The 22,181-nt window shown below is 28.7% G+C and carries 18 protein-coding genes, 1 pseudogene and 1 other annotated feature; of the genes and pseudogenes, 2 read left to right on the plus strand and 17 right to left on the minus strand.

All coding sequences use genetic code 11. From position 1 onward, the window contains the following. Positions 1–211 precede the first annotated feature (211 nt). Complete coding sequence (gene pflB, locus KGF42_RS00350; protein ID WP_107595556.1) at positions 212–2,443, plus strand: formate C-acetyltransferase; 2,232 nt, start codon at positions 212–214, stop codon at positions 2,441–2,443. 159 nt (positions 2,444–2,602) lie between these two features. Beyond that, complete coding sequence (gene pflA, locus KGF42_RS00355; RefSeq protein WP_227820714.1) at positions 2,603–3,337, plus strand: pyruvate formate-lyase-activating protein; 735 nt, start codon at positions 2,603–2,605, stop codon at positions 3,335–3,337. Here the strand turns inward: pflA and KGF42_RS19745 are convergent. The 17 genes and pseudogenes from KGF42_RS19745 to KGF42_RS00440 all read right to left on the minus strand — a co-directional run. After that, positions 3,329–3,520: pseudogene (locus KGF42_RS19745) on the minus strand (EAL domain-containing protein); the annotation flags it as partial. The gene pflA and the pseudogene KGF42_RS19745 overlap by 9 nt on opposite strands. 364 nt (positions 3,521–3,884) lie before the next feature. Then, the gene (locus KGF42_RS00365) at positions 3,885–4,214 is read right to left on the minus strand and encodes a hypothetical protein (RefSeq protein WP_227820715.1); all 330 of its coding nucleotides are present in this window, start codon (positions 4,212–4,214) and stop codon (positions 3,885–3,887) included. A 60-nt stretch (positions 4,215–4,274) separates the two neighbouring features. Beyond that, the gene (locus KGF42_RS00370; RefSeq protein WP_227825499.1) at positions 4,275–6,905 is read right to left on the minus strand and encodes a cell wall-binding repeat-containing protein; all 2,631 of its coding nucleotides are present in this window, start codon (positions 6,903–6,905) and stop codon (positions 4,275–4,277) included. Between the two features lie 189 nt (positions 6,906–7,094). Further along, positions 7,095–8,798 (minus strand): InlB B-repeat-containing protein, encoded by a 1,704-nt coding sequence (locus tag KGF42_RS00375; RefSeq protein ID WP_227820717.1) that lies wholly within the window; start codon positions 8,796–8,798, stop codon positions 7,095–7,097. A 997-nt stretch (positions 8,799–9,795) separates the two neighbouring features. After that, positions 9,796–10,437: a nitroreductase gene (locus KGF42_RS00380; protein ID WP_227820718.1), complete on the minus strand. Its 642-nt coding sequence runs from the start codon at positions 10,435–10,437 to the stop codon at positions 9,796–9,798. A 243-nt stretch (positions 10,438–10,680) separates the two neighbouring features. Beyond that, positions 10,681–11,484 carry a prepilin-type N-terminal cleavage/methylation domain-containing protein gene (locus KGF42_RS20085; RefSeq protein ID WP_285891569.1) on the minus strand — a complete coding sequence of 268 codons (804 nt, stop codon included), beginning with the start codon at positions 11,482–11,484 and terminating at the stop codon, positions 10,681–10,683. A gap of 46 nt (positions 11,485–11,530) precedes the next feature. Further along, on the minus strand, positions 11,531–11,905 hold the full coding sequence (gene crcB, locus KGF42_RS00395; protein WP_054272696.1) for a fluoride efflux transporter CrcB: 375 nt from the start codon (positions 11,903–11,905) through the stop codon (positions 11,531–11,533). 38 nt (positions 11,906–11,943) lie between these two features. Continuing rightward, positions 11,944–13,119: a tRNA uracil 4-sulfurtransferase ThiI gene (gene thiI, locus KGF42_RS00400; RefSeq protein ID WP_227820719.1), complete on the minus strand. Its 1,176-nt coding sequence runs from the start codon at positions 13,117–13,119 to the stop codon at positions 11,944–11,946. A gap of 44 nt (positions 13,120–13,163) precedes the next feature. After that, positions 13,164–14,315, minus strand: coding sequence for a cysteine desulfurase family protein (locus KGF42_RS00405; RefSeq protein WP_227825500.1), 1,152 nt, complete (start codon positions 14,313–14,315; stop codon positions 13,164–13,166). A gap of 646 nt (positions 14,316–14,961) precedes the next feature. Continuing rightward, positions 14,962–15,684: an amino acid ABC transporter ATP-binding protein gene (locus KGF42_RS00410; protein ID WP_054272693.1), complete on the minus strand. Its 723-nt coding sequence runs from the start codon at positions 15,682–15,684 to the stop codon at positions 14,962–14,964. Positions 15,685–15,742: 58 nt separating this feature from the next. Continuing rightward, positions 15,743–16,420, minus strand: a complete 678-nt coding sequence (locus KGF42_RS00415) for an amino acid ABC transporter permease (RefSeq protein ID WP_227820721.1) — start codon at positions 16,418–16,420, stop codon at positions 15,743–15,745. Positions 16,421–16,447: 27 nt separating this feature from the next. Continuing rightward, positions 16,448–17,263 carry a transporter substrate-binding domain-containing protein gene (locus KGF42_RS00420; protein WP_054272691.1) on the minus strand — a complete coding sequence of 272 codons (816 nt, stop codon included), beginning with the start codon at positions 17,261–17,263 and terminating at the stop codon, positions 16,448–16,450. A 226-nt stretch (positions 17,264–17,489) separates the two neighbouring features. Continuing rightward, positions 17,490–17,700: a binding site (T-box leader), on the minus strand. A 332-nt stretch (positions 17,701–18,032) separates the two neighbouring features. After that, positions 18,033–20,099 carry an ATP-dependent helicase gene (locus KGF42_RS00425; RefSeq protein ID WP_227825501.1) on the minus strand — a complete coding sequence of 689 codons (2,067 nt, stop codon included), beginning with the start codon at positions 20,097–20,099 and terminating at the stop codon, positions 18,033–18,035. A 76-nt stretch (positions 20,100–20,175) separates the two neighbouring features. After that, entirely contained in the window at positions 20,176–20,655 is a 480-nt protein-coding gene (locus KGF42_RS00430) for an EAL domain-containing protein (RefSeq protein WP_227820723.1), read from the minus strand. Next, positions 20,645–20,779: a hypothetical protein gene (locus KGF42_RS19750; protein WP_255643195.1), complete on the minus strand. Its 135-nt coding sequence runs from the start codon at positions 20,777–20,779 to the stop codon at positions 20,645–20,647. Before KGF42_RS19750 ends, KGF42_RS00430 begins: the two co-directional genes overlap by 11 nt. 92 nt (positions 20,780–20,871) lie before the next feature. After that, a complete protein-coding gene (locus tag KGF42_RS00435; RefSeq protein WP_227820724.1) occupies positions 20,872–21,246 on the minus strand; it encodes a hypothetical protein in 375 nt (124 codons plus the stop codon). Positions 21,247–21,425: 179 nt separating this feature from the next. Further along, positions 21,426–22,166 carry a flagellar motor protein MotB gene (locus KGF42_RS00440; protein WP_227825502.1) on the minus strand — a complete coding sequence of 247 codons (741 nt, stop codon included), beginning with the start codon at positions 22,164–22,166 and terminating at the stop codon, positions 21,426–21,428. Positions 22,167–22,181 lie beyond the last annotated feature (15 nt).

Genomic DNA, 22,181 nt, shown 5'->3' on the forward strand with positions numbered 1-22,181 from the left:
TATGGGTATAATTTCATCACATTATTAACATATAATTTGTTTTACACTTTAAAACGACAATTTTTTATTTTTTGTGTATACAGGATACGAATAATATGTTATTATTATATTAGAAAATATATTTTTAAAAAAATATATAAAATAAATTAAGTATATAAAAATTAATTTTAATAGTATTATTTATCATTTAAATCTAAGGAGGAAACACTTAATGAATGCATGGCAAGGATTTAAAACAGGAAGATGGACTAAAGAAATAAACGTTAGAGAATTTATACAATTAAACTATTCTCCATATGAAGGAAATGACTCTTTCTTAGCTGGTGCTACTGAAAACACTAAAAAATTATGGGACAAAGCAATGGTCTTATTTAAAAAAGAAAGAGAAAATGGTGGTACTTTAGATGTTGATACAAAAACTGTTTCTGGAATAGCTGCATATGCTCCAGGATATTTAGATAAAGGATTAGAAACAATAGTTGGGTTACAAACGGATGCCCCTTTAAAAAGAGCTGTTATGCCATATGGTGGTATCAAGATGGTTGAGAATTCATGCGAAGCTTTTGGATATGAATTAGACCCAGAAATAAAAGATATATTTACTAAATACAGAAAAACACACAACCAAGGAGTTTTTGATGTTTATACTCCAGAAATGAGAGCTGCTAGAAAATCAGGTATAATAACAGGTCTTCCAGATGCTTATGGTAGAGGAAGAATAATTGGTGACTACAGAAGAGTTGCTCTATATGGTGTTGATGCTTTAATAGAAGATAAAAATGAGCAAAAGAAATCATTAGAAGTTTCTTGCATGGATGAAGAAGTTATCAGATTAAGAGAAGAAATAACTGAGCAAATATCAGCTTTAAATGAACTTAAAAAGATGGCCAAGTCTTATGGATTTGATATATCAAAACCAGCAACTAACTCAAAAGAAGCTGTACAATGGTTATACTTTGGTTATTTAGGTGCTGTTAAAGACCAAAATGGTGCTGCTATGTCTTTAGGTAGAACATCTACTTTCTTAGATATATACTTTGAAAGAGATTTAAAAGCTGGAATCGTAACAGAAGAAGAATTACAAGAGTATATGGACCATTTTGTTATGAAATTAAGAATGGTTAAATTCCTAAGAACTCCTGATTACAATAACCTATTCTCTGGAGACCCAACTTGGGTAACTGAGTGCATAGGAGGTATGGGAATAGATGGTAGAACATTAGTTACTAAAAACTCATTTAGAATGTTAAATACTCTATATACATTAGGACCTTCTCCAGAACCAAACTTAACAGTTCTATGGTCAACTAAACTACCTCAAGGATTCAAAGATTTCTGTTCTAAAGTATCTATAGATACAAGTTCAGTACAGTATGAAAATGATGACTTAATGAGAGCATACTGGGGAGATGACTATGGTATAGCTTGTTGTGTATCTGCAATGAGAATTGGTAAACAAATGCAGTTCTTCGGAGCTAGAGTTAACTTAGCTAAAACTTTATTATACGCTATAAATGGTGGTGTAGATGAAAAATCTGGTGTTCAGGTTGGACCAAGATTTGAACCTATAACTTCTGAGTACTTAGATTATGATGAAGTTATGAGTAAATTTGAACCATTCACTGATTGGTTAGCAACATTATATGTAAATACTTTAAATGTAATACATTATATGCACGATAAATATTCTTATGAAGCATTAGAAATGGCATTACATGATAGAGATATATTTAGAACTATGGCTTGTGGTATGGCTGGATTATCAGTTTGTGCAGACTCATTATCTGCTATAAAACATGCTAAGGTTAAAACTATTAGAAATGAACAAGGAATAGCTGTTGATTTTGAAATAGAAGGAGATTATCCAAAATACGGAAACAATGATGATAGAGTTGACAGTATAGCTGTAGAGTTAGTTGAAAGCTTTATGAATAAAATAAGAAAGAATAAAACTTATAGAAATTCTTATCCAACTCAATCTATACTTACAATAACTTCAAATGTTGTTTATGGTAAGAAAACTGGTAATACACCAGATGGTAGAAGAGCTGGTGCTCCATTTGCTCCTGGTGCTAACCCAATGCATGGTAGAGACACTAATGGTGCTTTAGCTTCATTATCTTCAGTTGCTAAATTACCATATGAGCATGCTCAAGATGGTATATCTAATACTTTCTCTATAGTACCTGCTGCTTTAGGAAAAGATATGACTGAAAGAATAAATAATCTTTCTGCAATGATGGATGGATACTTCTCTCAAAATGCTCATCACTTAAATGTAAATGTATTTGATAGAGCTACTTTAGAAGATGCTATGGAACATCCAGAAGAATATCCACAATTAACTATAAGAGTATCTGGATATGCTGTTAACTTCATAAAATTAACTAAAGAACAACAATTAGATGTTATAAACAGAACATTCCACGGTAAAATGGCTTAGTCTTTAAATTTTTATACTTTAACTAAGATTACTACTGTGTAGAAAATAAAAATAAAAGGCTATCTTATATTTGAATTATTTCTGGTATAAGATGGCCTTTTTTAGAGAAATATTATAACTATTAATAAGGTTATTAAAATATATTGTGAGGTGAACTCTATGATTAAGGGAAAGATACATTCCATAGAAACTTTTGGTACTGTAGATGGACCAGGAATAAGATATATATTATTTTTTCAGGGGTGTCCTCTTAGATGCAAATACTGTCATAACAGGGATACATGGGATATTAAATCAGGAAAAGAATATACAGTTGATGAAATAATAACGGATGCTCTTAAGTATACTTCTTTTATGAAGTTTTCTGGTGGAGGTATAACTGCCTCTGGTGGAGAGTCTACTCTTCAGCCAGAATTTTTAAGTGAATTATTTAAAAAGGCAAAAGAAAATGATATACACACTTGCTTAGATACATCTGGATTTGTAGATATAGAAACTATAGACCCAGTTTTAGACAATACTGATTTGGTTTTGCTTGATTTAAAACATATGGTTGAAGAAAAATCTATTGATTTGACTGGTGTTGGTATGGATAAAGCGTTAAAACTTGCTAGACACTTAGAATCAAGAAATATTCCTGTATGGATAAGACATGTTTTAGTTCCTGGCTTTACTGATGATGTAGATAATTTAGAAAAACTAGGTCAATTTGTAGCTACATTAAAAAATGTTGAAAGATTTGAATTACTACCATACCATTCTATGGGAATACACAAATGGGAAAATCTAGGTATTGATTATGAACTAAAATATGTTCCTGATGCCACTAAGGAAGATGTTAAACAAGCTAGTGAAATAATCTCTAAATTTGGAGTAAAAGTATATAATAGTTAGTTTATAAAATTCAGAGGCATTTACAGGTCTTCCAAATAAAAATCCTTGAATAATATCTACACCTAGACTTTTTACTATATCATATTCTTCATAAGACTCTATGCCCTCAACACAAACTTTTAAATTAATAATATGAGCTAATTTAATAATATACTCGAGGAAAGTATATTCACAACTATTATATCTGAAACTCCCACGCCTAAAGGTGTGGGGTTCTTAGGTACTACATGAATTTCTACAATACTCTCAGTTATAATAAATCATAACCTACAACATATTATCACTAATCATATTCCCTAAGACTTTTATTAACAAAGTATCTGTCGACACCATTAACGTTAATATTAGGCTCGTTTCTCAACCTATATAGTTTTTATATCCCCATACTAGATATTAAATTTATAACCATTTAATTTTAATTCTTTTAACCTATCTATATTATTAACATTAGGAGCTAACTCCAATAACTTAACATCACATTTACTAGATATAGCTATAGTTTGAGTTCCAATATCTATACCTACATTACCTAAACCAATTTGTCCTTTTATTTCTTAAATATTCTACAATACTTTATTTTATCTTGAATTGCTCTTTGAGCATAGTTGTCATTATTCTTTATTATTACTAAATTATGAAGTGAATACTCTGTTAAATTATATTTCTTATTAATATCATTAAATATTCTACTTCTATCTTTACCCTTATATTTACAATTTGCTTGATGCTCCTTAGATTCTATCATGTGGTTATATCTTTTAAATAGCTCTGATAAACATGAATTATATACTTTTCTATACTTATTAAAAGTATTATATATAATATCTTCTTGAAACTTTTCTGTTTTTAATTGTAATGTTAATATATAATTTGACATAGTGTTCACCTCACTTTTTAATATCTTGTTTTCTGGTTTTCTATATATATTTAGATTATACTATTTTACTAATTTCTTTATCTCATCAAACACATCTTCATTTCCATTTCCTCCTACCTTAGTTATCTTATCAAATTTCTTACTCTTAACTAAGTTTTTTTGAGATTCATCAAGTGATTTTTCTACAATCATTACTGGTGATTTATTTTTACCTGCTAAAACACCTACTGTTAAAGCATCTATTAAATCATTTTCTCTTAGGATTCCATTTTTTGTTACATAAAGATTTCTTAATTCTTTATCTTTATAAAACTCTTCTATTACTTTTGAATTTGTTTTATTTCTATCTTCTCCGCCTATTCTCTTTGGATTTGGAAATTGTTTTTCTATAGATTTTGGCAAAGAAGTTTCTCCTCCTATAATATAAGATTTTGATATTTCTTCATCATCTATAAATTTTTTAATAGGAGTTATGTCATTTTTTATATTTGTAAGAATTATTGGAGCTTTATTTTGTGCTGAAATACCACCAACACTTATAGCATCTGCTAGTCCAGCCTCTCCATTAGCTACAAATACTTTTTCTAAATCTACTATTTTATCTATTTCTTTAGCAATTCTTAGAGAAGTTGAATATCTATCTACTCCACCTATTCTTATAATAGTAAAACCTTTTAATTTTAATTCTTTTTCTAAATCAGAGCTTATTGTATTTTCTCCACCCATTATATAAATATTTTTTGCTTTTAATCTTTTTATCTCTTCTTCTGTATTTACATTTAATTTATCCTTTTCAGTTAATAAAATAGGTGCATTTTTAATATATGAAAATGGAGTTGCTGATAAGGCATCTGGGATTGATGTACTATTTACTAGTATTACATTTTCAGCTGACTCAAAACCTCTTTTACTTATTCTTGTAGCAGTTTCATATCTGTCATTACCTGTTAAATTTTCTACTGATGGGCTAGTTGTATCAGTGGATGAACCACCACTTCCACCACTACTACTTCCACCACTGTTTCCATTGTTATTTCCACCTGAATTGTTATTACCACCTTGATTATCAGGTATCTTTTCCCACTGAGCATAAAGTACTATATTATCATCAACATTAAGAGTATCACTTCCATCTCCTTTATATGAAATCCCACTCCCATCTTGTTTTGTATTCCATCCTATAAATTTATATCCATCTCTATTAAGATTTCCTGTATTTCCTTTTACAGTTGCACTAGTATTCTTGTCAAGTAGTTCATCTTCTGGTACATCACCTTGTCCACCATTACTATCGTATTTAACTCTACATTTGTCTGTCCAAAATGCATAAAGAGTCGTGTTTTTATCTTTTATATTAAACTTCTCTCCATCTTTATATCTGCTACCTGTACCATCTGCTTTTGTGCTCCAGTAGAAATTTCCACTTTTACCAGCAGGTGCTACTAAACCATTGTCTCCAAGTACAGTAACTTCATCGCCCTCTCCATATGTATTATTGTCTACTGGAGCTGTTCCAGTACTTCCATTTTTATCATATGTTACTCTACACTGCTCTTTCCATTGTGCATATAAAGTTGTGTTTTTTGTAAGATTAAATTTATCCCCATCTTTGTATGAAATACCTTTACCATCATTTTTTGTGTTCCATCCCTTAAATATTGCCCCAGATTTAGATGGTATCTGACTTGTAACAGTTACTTCAGTACCTTTTTTATGTTTTTCTTCTGGTATAGTTCCTGAGCCTCCATTTAAGTTATAATCTAATTTATATCCCCATTGCGCATATATTGTATTCCCTGCGATATTTGGCGGAATAGGGTCACCTTCTTTGAAAGACGTTCCACTTCCATCTTCTTTTGTATTCCACCCTATAAATTCTTCATCACCATTAACAAGTCCACCTTGACCTGGAAATTTATTGTCTTCTCCCGGCTTTGGTAAGTCTGGAGTTGTACCTGCTCCTCCATTTCCATCCAATTGTAAATCATACTCCCATTGTGCATAAAGATTTATATTAAGATCACTAAATTGTGTTAAATTAACATTAAAATCCGAATTTAATTCATATGATTTTCCTGTACCATCAGCTTTTGTATTCCATCTTACAAGTTTATAATTTGTTTTTTTAAGATTACCTTCATTCCCCTTAATTGTTAGCTTCTCATTATTATTATACTTTTTTGAATCTAATGGTACACTACCTGAATCATTCCCATTTCCATAGTAATTCACTTGTATAAAATTTGGGAACCAAGCGGCATACAAAGTTATATCATTTGTAATATCAGTTGAAATTATAACCGTCCCATCTGCATATGGGCTAGTGGTACTAGATAGATGATCACTTGAAAGACTCCACCCTCCAGCATGGTAATTTGGTCTTATAAGATTTGTACTTACTGCTAACATAGAGTTGTCAATATCATCAATGTCATATACTTGTGGACCACTTATTACTGCACCAGGTGCAATAGTTCCAGAAGAATAATCTGCTTTGTTTATTGTTCCACCAGTAGCTCCATTTTCGTCATAAGTTATTGTAATATAATGAGCTCGTCTCAAAGTTTTCCCCTGAATTGACTTATTAAACGTTTTAATTAAATAATTCTCAGCAAAAACACTTGAATAGTTTAAAGGAATTATAGCAAGTGCAAGTATACATGTTGTTAATTTTTTTAAATTTTTATTCATTAAGTCCCTCCTATTCATTTTTACAAAAATTAAACATTTTTTAATAAATAATAAGATTTTATTAAAGTAAAGAAATACTGATAAAATATATATCAGCATTTCTTACGACTATCAATTCATATTCATTATTTAAATATCAATTATATTAAATTAAGATTATAAGTTACAATGTTAACTTAATTTATATTATTAATTTTTTTGCCATACAGCATATAAAATGATATTACGTTCTTCCATAGTAATTGTTCCAGATACAATTGTTGATTCATCGTTTTTAACTGTACTCCAACCTACAAATGTATAAGTATCAGCAGTAAGACCACCAGTATTTCCAGAAACAGTTATATTATCCCCTTTTTTGTATTTTATTGGATCATATGGAGCTGAGCCAGAAACTGCTACTCCTACTGGAAAATTTGCGTTATAAACTACTCTGTAAGTTTTTTCAGCTACGGTAAAATAAATTGTATTTGGAGTAATTCCAGAAGAATCAAGTGTAACTGTTTGAGATTGACTTGATGGGTCTAAGTTGTATCCACTTGGAATCTTTGTAGAATCTGGAGTTATGGTATGGTCTCCAAATACAGCATTAACAACTTCTGTATATGTACCTCCAACTACATTACCATCTTTATCCTTAAATCCAATTGTTAAAGTACGTTCTGCCTCTGAAGGCATCTTACTTACTGTAAAGTAAACTGTATCTGGTACAAGAGAATTTACACTAAGATTTACCATTTCAAATTGATTATCTGGATTAAGTACATATCCATTTGGTACTTTTGTAGAATCAGATTCAACTCTATGATTTCCATATTCAGCTGGTAGTGTAACTGTATATGGGTCACCTACTATTGCTCCACTATCTTTATCTTTAAAGTTAATAGTAACTACACGATTTACAAGTGGAATATCAGGGCTTACTGTAAAATAAACAACACTCTTATCAAGGCCTGTTGGTTGAAGATTGACAGTTTGAGTTTGATTAGAAGGGTCAAGTTTATACCCATTAGGTCCTTTTGATGTGTCTGGGGTTATATCATGTGAACCTAATACATCTGGAATTTCTTCTATATAAGTACTTCCAACCTTATTTCCATTTTTATCTTTAAATCCAACTATAAGGACACGATTTTCTTCTGGCACTCCTGCCTTATCAGGAATAACTGTAAAATTAACTTCATTTGGATTAACACCATTTTGAGTAAGATTTACCACTTTAGATTGGCTTGTAGGGTTTAATTTATATCCTGCAGGAATTTGTGCCATATCAGGCGTAACTGTACTGTTTCCATATTTAGCAGGTACTTTAGCTGTATATGATGCAACTATAGCTCCTGTTTCTTTATCTTTATAATTGACTTTAAGAGAAAGTTTTGCATTTGAAATCTCAGTAGATGCATATGATATTTTTGTAGCTCCTCCACTACCTGTATTAGGTGATGTATAGCTCCAATTTACACCAGACATATCTCGATTTGTAACAAAAGAATAAACTCCTGTCATCTGACTTCCTGTTATACCTGCAGATGGTATCCCATTTGGAAATCCATAGCTTGTTCCATAAATAGTTGAAACTTTTTCTCCATTAATTTGTAATATCCACCCCTCTTGAGAACCCCCCTTTGGGTCAGTTCCCCACACATACTTTACATTTAATGATTTTCCACCACTTGGTACAAACAATGAAAACATTGTTACATATCCATTACCCATATTTGCACGAAAATCTACTTGATATCTTCCATTCATATCATATCTTTTCTCTGTAAATTGTTGTGCTACATTACTAGTTTTATCTGGCAAAGCCTGTGCATATGATGGCATTGCTACACTAGCAACTAAAGTTGACATCAAAACAAATGATGCTAATTTTCTTAACTTGTGTTTCATATAAGAATCCCCCTATAGTAATTTTTATTTTAAATAGATTTTCCATATCTTATTTTATAGATTCTTAAACTATCTATTTAGAGTTTGGTTAATCTATTGTAAAATCTAACTTAAAAATCGAATTTTTTATATGGTGTTCAATATTCAATTTATTATTTTATAGTCCAATGTAAAATATATTTGAAATTTATATGAAAATATTAATATGCTACAAAGTAGAATATCAAACATTTTATTGTTATAGAATAAAACGCATAATTTAAAAACATCCCTCTGTATTTTACAGATTTATGTACTTTAAAATATATATCTTTGTTTTTATTGATTTTGTAAGAACTAGTAAAAAGTATTATTACGCTACAAGGTTAAATTTTCAATGTTTATCAATATAAAATAATATTTTTTATTTTAATTATTGCTTCCATAATTTCCATTTGTTGTAAAAAAGTTACTATTTGTTGAAATTGGTATATTTTTTAAAAGATTATCTATGATTAATAATCAAATTTATAAGCATTTCTTTATTTTTTGTATTAGGATATTTCTTAGAAATGAAATATTTCTTAATTTGCTTTGATATGCATATTTTTATAGCTATTTTATTGCAAAAAAAATAACCCTTTTACAACTAAGGGCTACTTTTTTTCTCTGTTTTTTTTATTATATCATTATTTTTTCTTTATTTCAATATTTTTACATTTTTTCCATTATATTGAAAATATATCTTAAGTTTTCCAAATTTAATAAACTTTATAGCGCATACTTAAAATTAACACGTTTGGTTTCTATTTTATTACACTTAATTCTTACTTTTATCATTTTACAAAGCCAAAATAATAAAGAATAAGATAATAAATAAAATACTTATTATCTTATTCTTTATTTAATTATTTTACAAAGAAAATTTAGATTATTTTTTAAGTGACTTCTTCTTTCATTAATTTATTTAAATATTACTGGTTTTAATTTTTCAAGTAATTATTTTAAATACTCTAGCCTAAACTCTAGAAACCTTATAAACTACATCTTTAGCCTTTGGTAGATTTCCATCTGGAACCCCTACAGCAATACCAAATGGTACAGAATATCCTTCTGGTATATCAAGTAACTCTCTGTATTTTTTATTTGTATTAAACTCCATCTTTATTGACTCTGATTCTTTTACATCATCTTCAGCCAACACACTCACAAGACCTACAATATCCCCTTGCTCAACAGGTGTAAACAACCCTCTAACCATTCCTATTATACAACTTCCAAGCCCTAGTGCTTGTGCAGATGTTGTTATATTTCCTGTAAGTATTCCTATATCATATGGAGCCCATGAGCTACTTTCATCATAAGAAATAAATAAAACGGTTGGTGCACCATAAAATAACTTAAAGTTTTTATTTATCTCAACATTACTGACCTCATGAATTCTAGATAGAGTATCATCACTAATCTCTTTTAAAAGTTTTTGGTCCTGTACAACAGTTATATGCCATGGTTGTTTATTGCATCCAGAAGGTGCTGCAAATGCACAATGTAACAATGTATCTAGTTGTTCATCACTAATTTGTTCTGTTGTAAATTTTCGTATACTTCTACGACTTTGTATCAATTTTATTGTTTGGTTATCTTGAAAATCATTAATCATATCTATTCCCCTTTTTATGTATTTCTTAGTATAAATACTAAATCTTCAGAAAATTAATGTTGCAATTAAATTTCTTCATACTCTTATTATAGTTATTTTTAGTTTATATGTGAAGACTTAAAAGTATAAACTCTTTGACATATATTTTAATCATACCTATAAATAAAAATCTGGTATTAGACATCTATAGAAACTACTCTTTTCTATAATTTAATCAATACCAGATTAATAAAACACGCTATATTAATTTAAAGGACCCCATCCATCTTTAGTATGAATTTCTTTTTTTACAGATATAGCTGTATCTGTATCAACATCCCATGACCTACCTGCAACAGAAATACCATTTTTACCTTTATACCATCTACCTTCATCATAATCGTAAACTAAGGAAGTGTACCAATTACCTCCAGTCTTAGTATTTGCAAATACAACTACAGTAGCATCAGATTTAATAGGATTATATGCATATGGTTGTATATATAATGTATCTTTATTTAAATTATATTTCTTTTTAAATTCATCTGGAATTGTAGGCCATCCATTTTTATATTTGTTATCTAATAAATATTTTCTAAAATCATCATTACTTTTTGAAGCTCCTGGTATTATAGAAGGTTCCTCTGCAAATGATGCAATTAAATCTTTCATACTTTGATGTACATCCCTAGCCATTTCAACACCATCTGGATGCTCTGTACAAGTAACATACACTTTTGCAATACTTTCTTCTCCAGTTATTCCATCATAACCATCATCAAATTCTGCTGAATATGTTCCACCTGACTTACACTTTGGCTCTGTTTCAAAGTACTTCCCATCTTTATTTTTCAATACATCTTTTATAACTTCATTCTTATCTTTGCTTGGTTCCTCAGCCATTGCAATAATAATTTGAGTCTTTATATTTTCTCTATTTGAAAGACATGTAACTGCCTTACTTTTTTCTATATTTCTAAATAGTGCTGGTACTGCAACTATAACTAAAATTCCTATTATAGATATAACTACCAATAATTCAATTAGTGTAAAACCCTTTTTATTCATAATAATCATTCCCATTAAATAAAATTATAGTCCTTACTTTAATATGCTATATAGCAATAAAGTGTCTACATAAAGCTCTTCCAACAAAAACTCCCAAAATACTTAATGTAAAGTTAAAAAGTATATTTAATCCAAACAATATATAATTCCCACTATCAAAAAACTTTACAGTTTCAAAACTAAAAGTAGAAAATGTAGTTAGTCCTCCCATTAAACCAGTTGTCAAAAATAATTTTAAATTATTAGAAATAGAATCTGTTCTTATACTCATTTCCATCACAAATCCAATCAAAACTCCCCCAATAATGTTGACAACTAAAGTCCCAAATGGAAATTTAGTCCCTACAAACTTTAGAGAGATTAAATATCTTAATATAGCACCACAAAATCCACCAATACCAACATATAATGCTTGAATCACATGTAACACCTACCCCAAATAACTAAATCATTTATATATTAAAATTCTATGTCTTCAACCTCAATTCCATCAATTGCATCCTGTACTAATTTTTCAATATCAAGTGATGTTTCAGATTTTTCTATTTTTTCTAGTCTAGGTTTAGTCACAGGCTTTCTAGGAGAAAACACACTACAGCAATCTTCTTCAGGTACTATAGATGTTTCAAAAGTCCCTATTTTTTTTGCTATATCAACTATATCTGATTTATCCATTGCTATAAGTGGTCTAAACACTGGCAAATCTACAACAGCGTTAGTACAAGTAAGTCCTTGTATAGTTTGAGATGCAACCTGACCAATACTTTCACCTGTAATTAAAGCATCACAATGTCTTTTTTCAGAAAGTCTCTGTGCTATTCTCATCATAAATCTTCTTGAAAGGATAGTAGCTTCTTCTTCATTACAATTCTCACCAATTGCTTTTTGTATTTCCAATATGTTAACTTTGTGAAGTCTTACTCTTCCACAATATTTTGCCAATATTTTAGCTAAATCTTTAACTTTTTCCTGTGACCTTTCACTTGTAAATGGATAACTATGGAAATGCACTGCTTCTACTTCCATACCTCTTTTTGCAACCATCCACGTAGCTACTGGGCTGTCTATGCCTCCTGATAAAAGAGACATGGCTCTACCATTAGTTCCAAGTGGTAATCCGCCATATCCAGGGATAGTGTCACTATAGACCATAGTATGGAATTCTCTGTATTCACATTTTATTTTAACTTCTGGATTTCTTACATCAACAGAAATCTTATCTCCTACCTTTGATAATAGGTATCCACCTATATCCATACTCATTTCTTGAGAAGTCAATCCAAAAGATTTATCTCCTCTTCTTGACTCTACCTTAAAAGTTTTATATCCAGCATCTATTTTCTCTTCTAACATCTTTAAAGCAATTGCTTTTAATGTATCGTAGTCTTTTTTGGCTCTTACTCCAGGACATACGCCTACTATTCCAAACACTTTTCTAACTTCTTCGATTACTTCTTCATAATCATAATCTTCTAAATCGACATATATTCTTCCATATTCTTTATATACATTAAATTTGCCAATTGGCTTTAACATATTTCTTATATTTCTTATAAGCCTATTCTCAAATATATATCTATTCTTTCCTTTTACTCCAATTTCTCCATACTTTACTATTAATATATTATACACCATTTCACCTCTTAAACTAATTTATTCTCATTATTTGTGATTATTCTTTATTTCCTTTTCATTATTGACCTTAAGTCACAAATTGATTCTTTCAAAACTTTCACAACTTCTGACATTTCCTCTTCTGTATTCATATCAGATAAACTAAATCTTATTGTCCCATTTATTTCTTCATTTGTAAGACCTATAGCCTTTAATACATGACTCCCCTTCTTCTTAGAAGAGCATGCAGACCCAGTTGATACATAAATATTTTTTTGCTCTAAGTAATGAAGTAAAACTTCTCCCTTTGTCCCTCTAAATGATACATTTAATATATGACATACTCCATCTTCTGGAGAATTAATTTTTATATCTTCTATATTATCAATTATTTCACTTTTTAATGTATTTTTTAAGTTATTTACTTTCGAAATAATAGCATCTAAATCTTTATTTAGTATTTTAACAGCCTCTCCAAGTCCATATATTCCAGGTACATTTTCTGTTCCAGACCTAACTCCAATTTCCTGACCTCCACCTGTTAGCATAGGCTTAAGACGATTGCTTTCTTTTATATACATAAATCCAACCCCTTTTGGACCATGGAATTTATGTGCACTCACACTCATAAAATCTATATTATATTTAGATGGTCTAAAATTGATTTTTCCATATGATTGAATAGCATCAACATGGAAATAAATCTTTTCTTTTAAGCCTTTCAAACACTTTCCAACTTCATCTATCGGTTGTATAGTTCCTATTTCATTGTTAACATGCATCATACTTACTAAACATGTAGTTAACTTTATCGCATTTTTTAAATCTTCTATATTTATTTTTCCATCTTTTCCGACCTCTAAGTAAGTTACTTCAAAACCATCTTCTTCTAAGTCTTTTAATGTATTTAAAACAGAAGGATGTTCTATATTAGTAGATATTATATGATTTTTTCTCTTTTTATTTAGATTGGCAATACCTCTTATTATAGTGTTGTTACATTCTGTGCCACCTGATGTAAAATAAATCTCCTTTTCTTTCGCTCCTAGAGATTTAGCTATGGCCTGTCTTACTTCCTTTATCCCTTTTTCAACTTCCACACCTTTTCTATGGACAGAAGAAGGATTTCCATATTCCGTATTAAGTGCATAAACCATTTTATCTATGACTTCTTGATAAGGTTTTGTAGTTGCGCTATTGTCTAAGTATATTTCCAACTTAATTACACCTACCTTTATTTAAAATCTTCAACTCTAACTATTATACCACTAATTATAGTATTTTTTTTGTTAATCTTTATTAAAAAGACAATCTTAAATTTATAAAATATTATTTCATGAAAAACTAGTTTTTTCACTTTATTACAAATTTTTATAGTAAAATATAATATACTTATACTATACCCTACAAAAACACTTTATAAAATACAATATATGATAAAATAATATATTATATAAAATAAATATATTATATTATACTTGTACTTTATTTTTACTGTAAAAGTTAATTTTATAAGCTTACTTGTTATAAAAATAACTTTTATAATTTATATTAAAAAAAATATTGATTTTTGTGTCGCATTTTGTTATAATAAATTAAGGTTATCCCCCTGGTAACCCTAGTTAGTTAATATATCTATTCCCAATACCCTTTCATAAGGATATATTTTATATTTATTAAAAATCGGATTAGTAACGGAAATTAATTCGGTGGAAAAAAGAGCTTACCCCGAGCTCTTTTTTTTCTGCAAAAATTTAGAAAAATAAAGTTAATATTAATATAATTTTAATTTTAAACGTCTAATAGTCATCAATAAAAAAGGATGTATTGAATTTCTAATATCAATAACATCCTTTTTATATATTATAACACTTTTGCTAAAAATGATTTAGTTCTTTCATGTTTTGGATTTCCAAAAACTTCTTCTGGAGAATTATCTTCAAGTATACTTCCTCCATCTATAAAAATAACTCTGTCTGCAACTTCCTTAGCAAATCCCATCTCGTGAGTCACAATTGCCATTGTCATGCCTTCTTTAGCAAGTTCTTTTATAACATCCAAAACTTCATTTACCATCTCTGGGTCAAGAGCAGATGTCGGCTCATCAAATAGCATCATATCTGGTTCCATAGCAAGTGCTCTAGCTATTGCTATTCTTTGCTTTTGTCCTCCAGACAATTGTGATGGATATGAATCTTTTTTATCTAAAAGACCAACTCTACTCAACAAAACTTCTGCTTTTTTTTCTGCTTCTTCCTTAGTCATTTTTTTTAATTTAATTGGTGCTAATGTTATATTATCTAAAATAGTCTTATGTGGGAATAAATTAAAGTTCTGAAACACCATTCCTATCTTTTGTCTAACCTCATCAATATTAGTTTTTTTATCAACCAAATTTTTTCCTTCAAATATTATCTCTCCACCTGTAGGAATTTCTAGTAAATTCATACATCTAAGAAGTGTACTTTTACCAGAACCACTTGGGCCTACTATAACCATTATTTCGCCTTTAGCGATTTCTAAGTCTATATTTTTTAATACATTTAAATCTCCAAAAGATTTACTTAAATTTTTTATTGTAATCATATTATCACTTTCCTTTTTACTATTCTATGTTTTCCCTAAATGCTAAACATGCCCTCATCTAGTTAGACACAGATAGTTTCTTTTCTAATAATCCAACTAATCTTGATAGAGTAAATGTTATAACAAAGTAAATTACCGCTGCTACTATTAATGGCTCTAATGCTCTAAATGCTGCATTTTTTACTATATCCGCAGTACGCATTATCTCAACAACTCCTATTACAGATATTATTGAAGATTCTTTTACAAGTGTAATAAACTCATTTGCCAATGAAGGTAATATATTTTTTATAGCTTGAGGTATTATTATATATCTCATAGTTGACCAGTAATTTAATCCTAATGATCTACTTGCTTCCATTTGTCCATTATCAACTGATTGTATACCTGATCTAAGTATCTCTGCCACATATGCACCAGAATTCACTGACAATGCAAATGCACTAGCTATAAATTCACTTGGTATACCAAACAACATAGGGAATCTTATTCCTAATTGAGGTAATCCAAACCATACTATATATATCTGTACTAATAATGGTGTCCCTCTTAAAACCTCGATATAGATTGATGATATTGCTCTTAACACTTTACTCTTTGATATTTTTGCCATACAGATAATTATACCTATTACAAATCCAAAGCATAATGCCACAAGAGAAATTGATACTGTCACGCCTGTTCCTTCCAAAAAAGAAGTCCCAAATCTACTTAAAAAACTAAAATCTAAACTCATAATTTCATCTCCCACATAACTTTCTTACTAATTTGAAGCAGCTTCAGTAGATGCTTCATTTAAAAACTCTTCTATTTTCTTACCATCTTGTAATTCTTTTATCTTTTTATTTAATAATTCTATAAAGTCTTTGTTGTTGTCAGCTTTTTTGATTGCTGCTGCCATACCTTCTGTTACATCTTTACCAACTTCAGTATTTGCCATTTTTATTCCATCATATTTTTTAACATTTATTAAAGAAACTGCTTCATTAGTAACAACTGCATCTATGTTTCCATTTTTTAATTCTGTAATTAAATCAGGTATTGCTTTTAAAGATTTTGTAGTTGTCATTTTTAGAGTGTTAACTACATATTCTTCTTGGATACTTCCTGCTTGAACTCCAACTCTAAGTTTCTTTAAATCATCTTCAGTTTTTACTTTGTCTATATCTGCATCCTTAACTATAACTGCATTTCTACTTAAATAATATAATTCTGAGAAATCAACACTCTTTTCTCTCTCTGGTGTTGGAGACATCCCTGCAAGAATAATATCAACTTGGTCTGCATTTAAAGCACCTATTAATCCATCAAATGACATATCTTTAATTTCAACCTTCACACCAAGCTCCTTTGCAAATTCTTCAGCTAACATTATATCGAATCCTTTTATTGAATCTTTTCCATCTACTACCTTATGGAATTCAAATGGAGGAAATTCTGCACTAGTACCAACAACCAATTTTCCACTTTCTTTTATTTGTTCTAACTTTGTCTTTTCTTCTCCACCACTACATCCTACTAGTGATAATGTTAATCCTAATACTAATCCTAAACTTAATAATTTTTTAAATACTTTCATTTTAATTACCCCTCTCTTTTAATTATAATTTCCCTCAAATTTTAATACTTAAATGTTTCGACTTACAAAAAAAGCCTCTCAGTCTATAATGACTAAGAGACGACTTTACCGCGTTACCACTCTTATTGATAAATACTTATATTACTTTCAAAATTTGTGAATGTTAGCCTTTAAGCTGTATGGATACTTCAATTTTTTAAATCAAAAAAGTCCCTTAGCTTTACAGCTAAGAGACGAATTATATCCGCGTTACCACTCTTTTTGATAAGTAAGTACTTATCCTCTCAATCCCTTAAGGCGGGCAAACCAATTATCATACTAAAACTTCTGATAATCTCCTCCAGAGCTCTCTTCACATAGACTTCATTGCTAGGCTTACACCAACCCCTAACTCGCTGTAAATCCATATATGTTACTTTCTCTATCACTGGATTTGTTTCCTTAAATTGTTAATACAATTGTACTTCCTTATAATATTTTTGTCAATAAGTTTTTTATTTTTTTAATAATTTTTATTTGTAAATTATTTGAACTCTACAGTTTATATTTATTGATATTATTTGGATAATCATAAATAGTATCTTTCATATTTTTAGATATTTTTTAGATAATAATATATAATCTCTTTCATATTCTTGCTATTTCTAAACAATTATAAATAATACATTTTTATCTATCTCTTTGCCTTACACATAATAAATAATATACTTCTTGCTAGTCTATACTTATAAATAATATATTGTTTGCCTATCTAAATTTAGATTATAAATTAAATAGTATAAATTATATTCTTCAATAAGCAAGTTTTCAAATCTAAGATTCGCTCTCTATCTTTAAATTTTATTGTAAACATAATTCCATCTTTTTTAATTATTTCTCCTTCATGAAATTTTTTATGGTATACCTTATCCCCTACACCAATACTATCAATTTCTTTTTTAGTTGGAGACTTTATATCATTGATAAATAATGATTTATCAACTTTTTTCCCATATTTATTTAAAGTAGAGCTTATACATAATTTTTCTTCAGCTCTTGTAATAGCAACATACATAAGTCTTCTTTCTTCTTCTAATTGTTCTTCTTTTTTCTCTTCCTTACAAATATCATATGACTTTTCATGAGGTATTGTTCCTTCATTTACACCTATAATATAAACATTTCTAAATTCTAATCCTTTTGCACTATGCATAGTTGTAAATATGACACCATCATTCTGTTTATTCTTATTATTTTCCATTAATTCAGTCTTTACCCTATCAATATGCTCTAAAAACTCTGTCACAGTATTAAAATTAGTAGCTGAACTCTCAAGTTCATTTAATATCTCTACAAGCCCATTAGTCTTTATTTTTCTGTTACTACAATAATCTAAAACGTATCTATCATAATCAAGACTGGTTCTAATATAAGATATTGCATTTTTAGGATTTAAAGTATTTAAATAACTTAAATCTATTTCCAAATCATTTATTGTTTTGACTTGTTTCGGATGAAGATTACATTTATTTATTAATGCTGTTATAAAATCATTTTCATCCTTAACCATATTTATACTATCTTTAGATATATATCTAAATGGCTTATTTATAATTCTTAACCAATCTTTATTTGATTTTGGATTAATACCTATTCTTAAATATGCTAGTATATCTTGACTTGCCCAATGGTCATATATTGTAATTACTGAATCTTTTACTACAAATGGAATTCTCATATCCATAAACACATCTACCAATGCTCTTGACTGTATATTGGTTCTATAAATTACTGCAAAATCTGAATACTCTACATAATCTTTTTTTATTTCGTCAATTATTTCCTTGGCAATATATAAGGCTTCTTCCTCTGAATCATGTGGAGAAATATAACTAACACTTCCTCCAGTGCCTTGACTACACTTAATTACTTTTTCATATCTATTTTTATTTTTTTCTATAAGTCTATTTGCAGTATGCACTATTTCACTTTTAGACCTATAATTTATGTCTAATATTATTTTTTTAGTATTATTAAAGTATTGCTCAAATTCAAGTAAAAAATCTGGTCTAGCTCCTCTAAAACCATATATACTTTGGTCCTCATCTCCAACTGCAAATATATTGTTCAATGGATTAGAAATTAACTTTAAAACTTCAAACTGCACTTTATTTATGTCTTGAAATTCATCTATTAGTATATATTTATATACATTTCTAACCATTTCTAATGCAGATTTATTATTCAAAAGTAAATAGTAAGTTCTTATAAGCATATCATCAAAATCTATTTTATTAACTTTAGATTTTTGTTCTTCGTATAAGTTGTACACTTTTAAAAACTCATCTTTTGTTAGTACTTCTGAATTAAATTCGCTTTTATCCATCAGTTCATTTTTTACATAAGAAATTTCATTTATAACTTGCCCTATATTCTCATCATCATCAGCATTCTCTACATTTAAACTTTTTAAGATTGCCTTGATTGTCATTCGTTTGGATTTTTCATCAAATATACTATCTAAATTGTATCTTTCAAAATACCTTAGAATTTTAAAAAATACAGAGTGGAAAGTGCCATAGGTCACCTTATTAAGCCTTATATCATTACTTAAACTTAAAGCTCTATTTTTCATTTCTATTGAAGATGCCTTGGTAAAGCTTATTGCCAAGATTCTTGTTGGGGCTATGTTTTTGTTTACGACCATATTAGCTATTCTATATGTAATTACTCTTGTCTTACCTGAACCAGGCCCTGCAAGTATCATGCAAGGCCCATCTATATGTTCAACTGCTTCTAATTGATTTTCATTTAACTTTCTTATATCTATATTTGTTGTGATTATTAGCTCCACCACCTTAATTTATAATTATATTATTTTCTTTTTAATTATAAACTAAAAGTTCATAAAAATACATTTAAATTTTCCTCTATTAAACCACACCATTCCTATTTTCATGACATATCTTGAGCTCTTTTCCAATTTTGGCATTTATATCTTCAGGGATAAATGTTGGTTTACTAATATAATACCCCTGCATATAATCTATTCCAAGATTAATTAATGTTTCCATTTCACCTTTGGTCTCTATACCTTCTGCTATCACTTTAATACTTCTTTCATTAGAGTATGAGATAAGATTTTTTAATATTTTCTGTCTGTCTTCATCTTTATCAATACCTCTTACAATAGACATATCAATCTTTACATAATTTGGCATTATATACAATAATACAGCATCTCCATTGTATCCTGTCCCAAAATCATCTAAAGCAATTACTATGTTCCAATGATTTATATATGTTTTCTTTTTCTCAATAAAGTCTTCATTAATCTTATCATTCTCTGTTATTTCTAATACCACTCTATTTAAGTAATCACCATATAAATCTTCAATTTCCTCAAAATCCACTTTTGATTGATGTCAGATTTTCTGGGTCTAGCTTATAATTATCTTCCTTTTTTAAACTACATCCTGTAAGTAATAAAACAACCATTGATGTAATAATTAATTTTGTAAACTTACGCTTATTCATAAAATCTACCCCTTCAAATTTATAAAGTTTATAATAGCATTAAAACTGTAACTTCACTATTTATATTAGCTATAGAACGTTTACTGATATATTTAAACAGGATTTACAACATATTTAAAAGCAATTAAGAAACATACAATTACAAATATTGAAAATAAAGCTTTTACATAATTTTTATTTCTAAATGCACCAAACGATACTAATCCTTGTTGAATAGCTACTGTAATCACTAAAAGAATCATTATTATATTAAGTTGAACCAACTTAAACAAATAAAGTAATGAAAACACTAATAAGAGTACACATAATACAATACTAGATTTATTAATAATATCGTCAATCTTATCTACTGTCTTAGACTGTTTATTAACTTCCTTTAGTTTTTCTTTATTTAAATTCTCAATTTTTTTATTATACCTCTCTCTTGTTTTATCTTTATATTTTGAGTTTTTATTCTTATTACCCATTTATTTCCTCACCCTCTATAAAATTTTTTTAATTGAGCTTTTACATCATTTAAATATTATATATTTAAGATACCATATATTCTCACAAAAAGGTAACTTACTATTCATCTATTTTTAATTTTCGCATAAAAAAGCCATCTCCTTCTAGAAATAATTCTGTCCTGAGATAGCTTATTTAACTATTTATTTTCTCCAATATCTTCTACATTATTATATTTACTATCAACTAAAACTATATCAACTCTTCTATTTTTTGACCTACCTTCTTGAGATGAATTATCTGCTATTGGTCTAAATTCGCCATATCCTACAGCAGATAACTTATCTGGTGCTATCCCTGCATTGTCAATAAGAAGTTGAACAACATTAGTTGCTCTCATAACTGATAAATCCCAGTTTGATTTAAATTCAGAATTTTTTATAGACATATTATCTGTATGACCTTCTACCCTCATGTAACTATTCATTTCATTTAACATCTTACCTATTTGAATAATCTTATCTCTAGAATTATCCTTTATAATTGCTTTTCCAGTATCAAATAGTATTGTATCTTTAAGGCTTATTACCAAGCCTCTATCTTGAACTTTTAATGATACTGAATTATCCATACCATTTTCATTTAAATACTTCTGAATTTCTTCACCAACTTTTTTAAATTCAGCATTTTGTAAACTATCTAAATTACTACTTTCTGGTTCAACTACTGGTTCCATTTTGCTATTACCACCTTCAATAACTCCAGCAGAACCACCAAACGCAGAATTTAAAGATTGAGATAATTGTTTATATTTCTCTGCATCAACATTACTCATAGAATACATTATGATAAAGAAAATCATAAGTAGTGTTATGAGGTCTGAATAAGTTAAAAGCCATCGCTCATTATTTTCTTCTTTTTCATCTTCATCATTTAACATAAACATTCCATCCTT

This window comes from Clostridioides sp. ZZV15-6383 (assembly GCF_020657735.1).
Classification (GTDB): Bacteria; Bacillota; Clostridia; order Peptostreptococcales; family Peptostreptococcaceae; genus Clostridioides; species Clostridioides difficile_D.

Bases quoted from the DNA above. Each gene is read 5' to 3' on its own strand.
- pflB (WP_107595556.1), top strand. From the start codon at position 212: ATGAATGCATGGCAAGGATTTAAAACAGGAAGATGGACTAAAGAAATA.
- pflA (WP_227820714.1), top strand. From the start codon at position 2,603: ATGATTAAGGGAAAGATACATTCCATAGAAACTTTTGGTACTGTAGAT.
- KGF42_RS00365 (WP_227820715.1), bottom strand. From the start codon at position 4,214: ATGTCAAATTATATATTAACATTACAATTAAAAACAGAAAAGTTTCAA.
- KGF42_RS00370 (WP_227825499.1), bottom strand. From the start codon at position 6,905: ATGAATAAAAATTTAAAAAAATTAACAACATGTATACTTGCACTTGCT.
- KGF42_RS00375 (WP_227820717.1), bottom strand. From the start codon at position 8,798: ATGAAACACAAGTTAAGAAAATTAGCATCATTTGTTTTGATGTCAACT.
- KGF42_RS00380 (WP_227820718.1), bottom strand. From the start codon at position 10,437: ATGATTAATGATTTTCAAGATAACCAAACAATAAAATTGATACAAAGT.
- KGF42_RS20085 (WP_285891569.1), bottom strand. From the start codon at position 11,484: ATGAATAAAAAGGGTTTTACACTAATTGAATTATTGGTAGTTATATCT.
- thiI (WP_227820719.1), bottom strand. From the start codon at position 13,119: ATGGTGTATAATATATTAATAGTAAAGTATGGAGAAATTGGAGTAAAA.
- KGF42_RS00410 (WP_054272693.1), bottom strand. From the start codon at position 15,684: ATGATTACAATAAAAAATTTAAGTAAATCTTTTGGAGATTTAAATGTA.
- KGF42_RS00415 (WP_227820721.1), bottom strand. From the start codon at position 16,420: ATGAGTTTAGATTTTAGTTTTTTAAGTAGATTTGGGACTTCTTTTTTG.
- KGF42_RS00420 (WP_054272691.1), bottom strand. From the start codon at position 17,263: ATGAAAGTATTTAAAAAATTATTAAGTTTAGGATTAGTATTAGGATTA.
- KGF42_RS19750 (WP_255643195.1), bottom strand. From the start codon at position 20,779: ATGAATAAGCGTAAGTTTACAAAATTAATTATTACATCAATGGTTGTT.
- KGF42_RS00435 (WP_227820724.1), bottom strand. From the start codon at position 21,246: ATGGGTAATAAGAATAAAAACTCAAAATATAAAGATAAAACAAGAGAG.
- KGF42_RS00440 (WP_227825502.1), bottom strand. From the start codon at position 22,166: ATGTTAAATGATGAAGATGAAAAAGAAGAAAATAATGAGCGATGGCTT.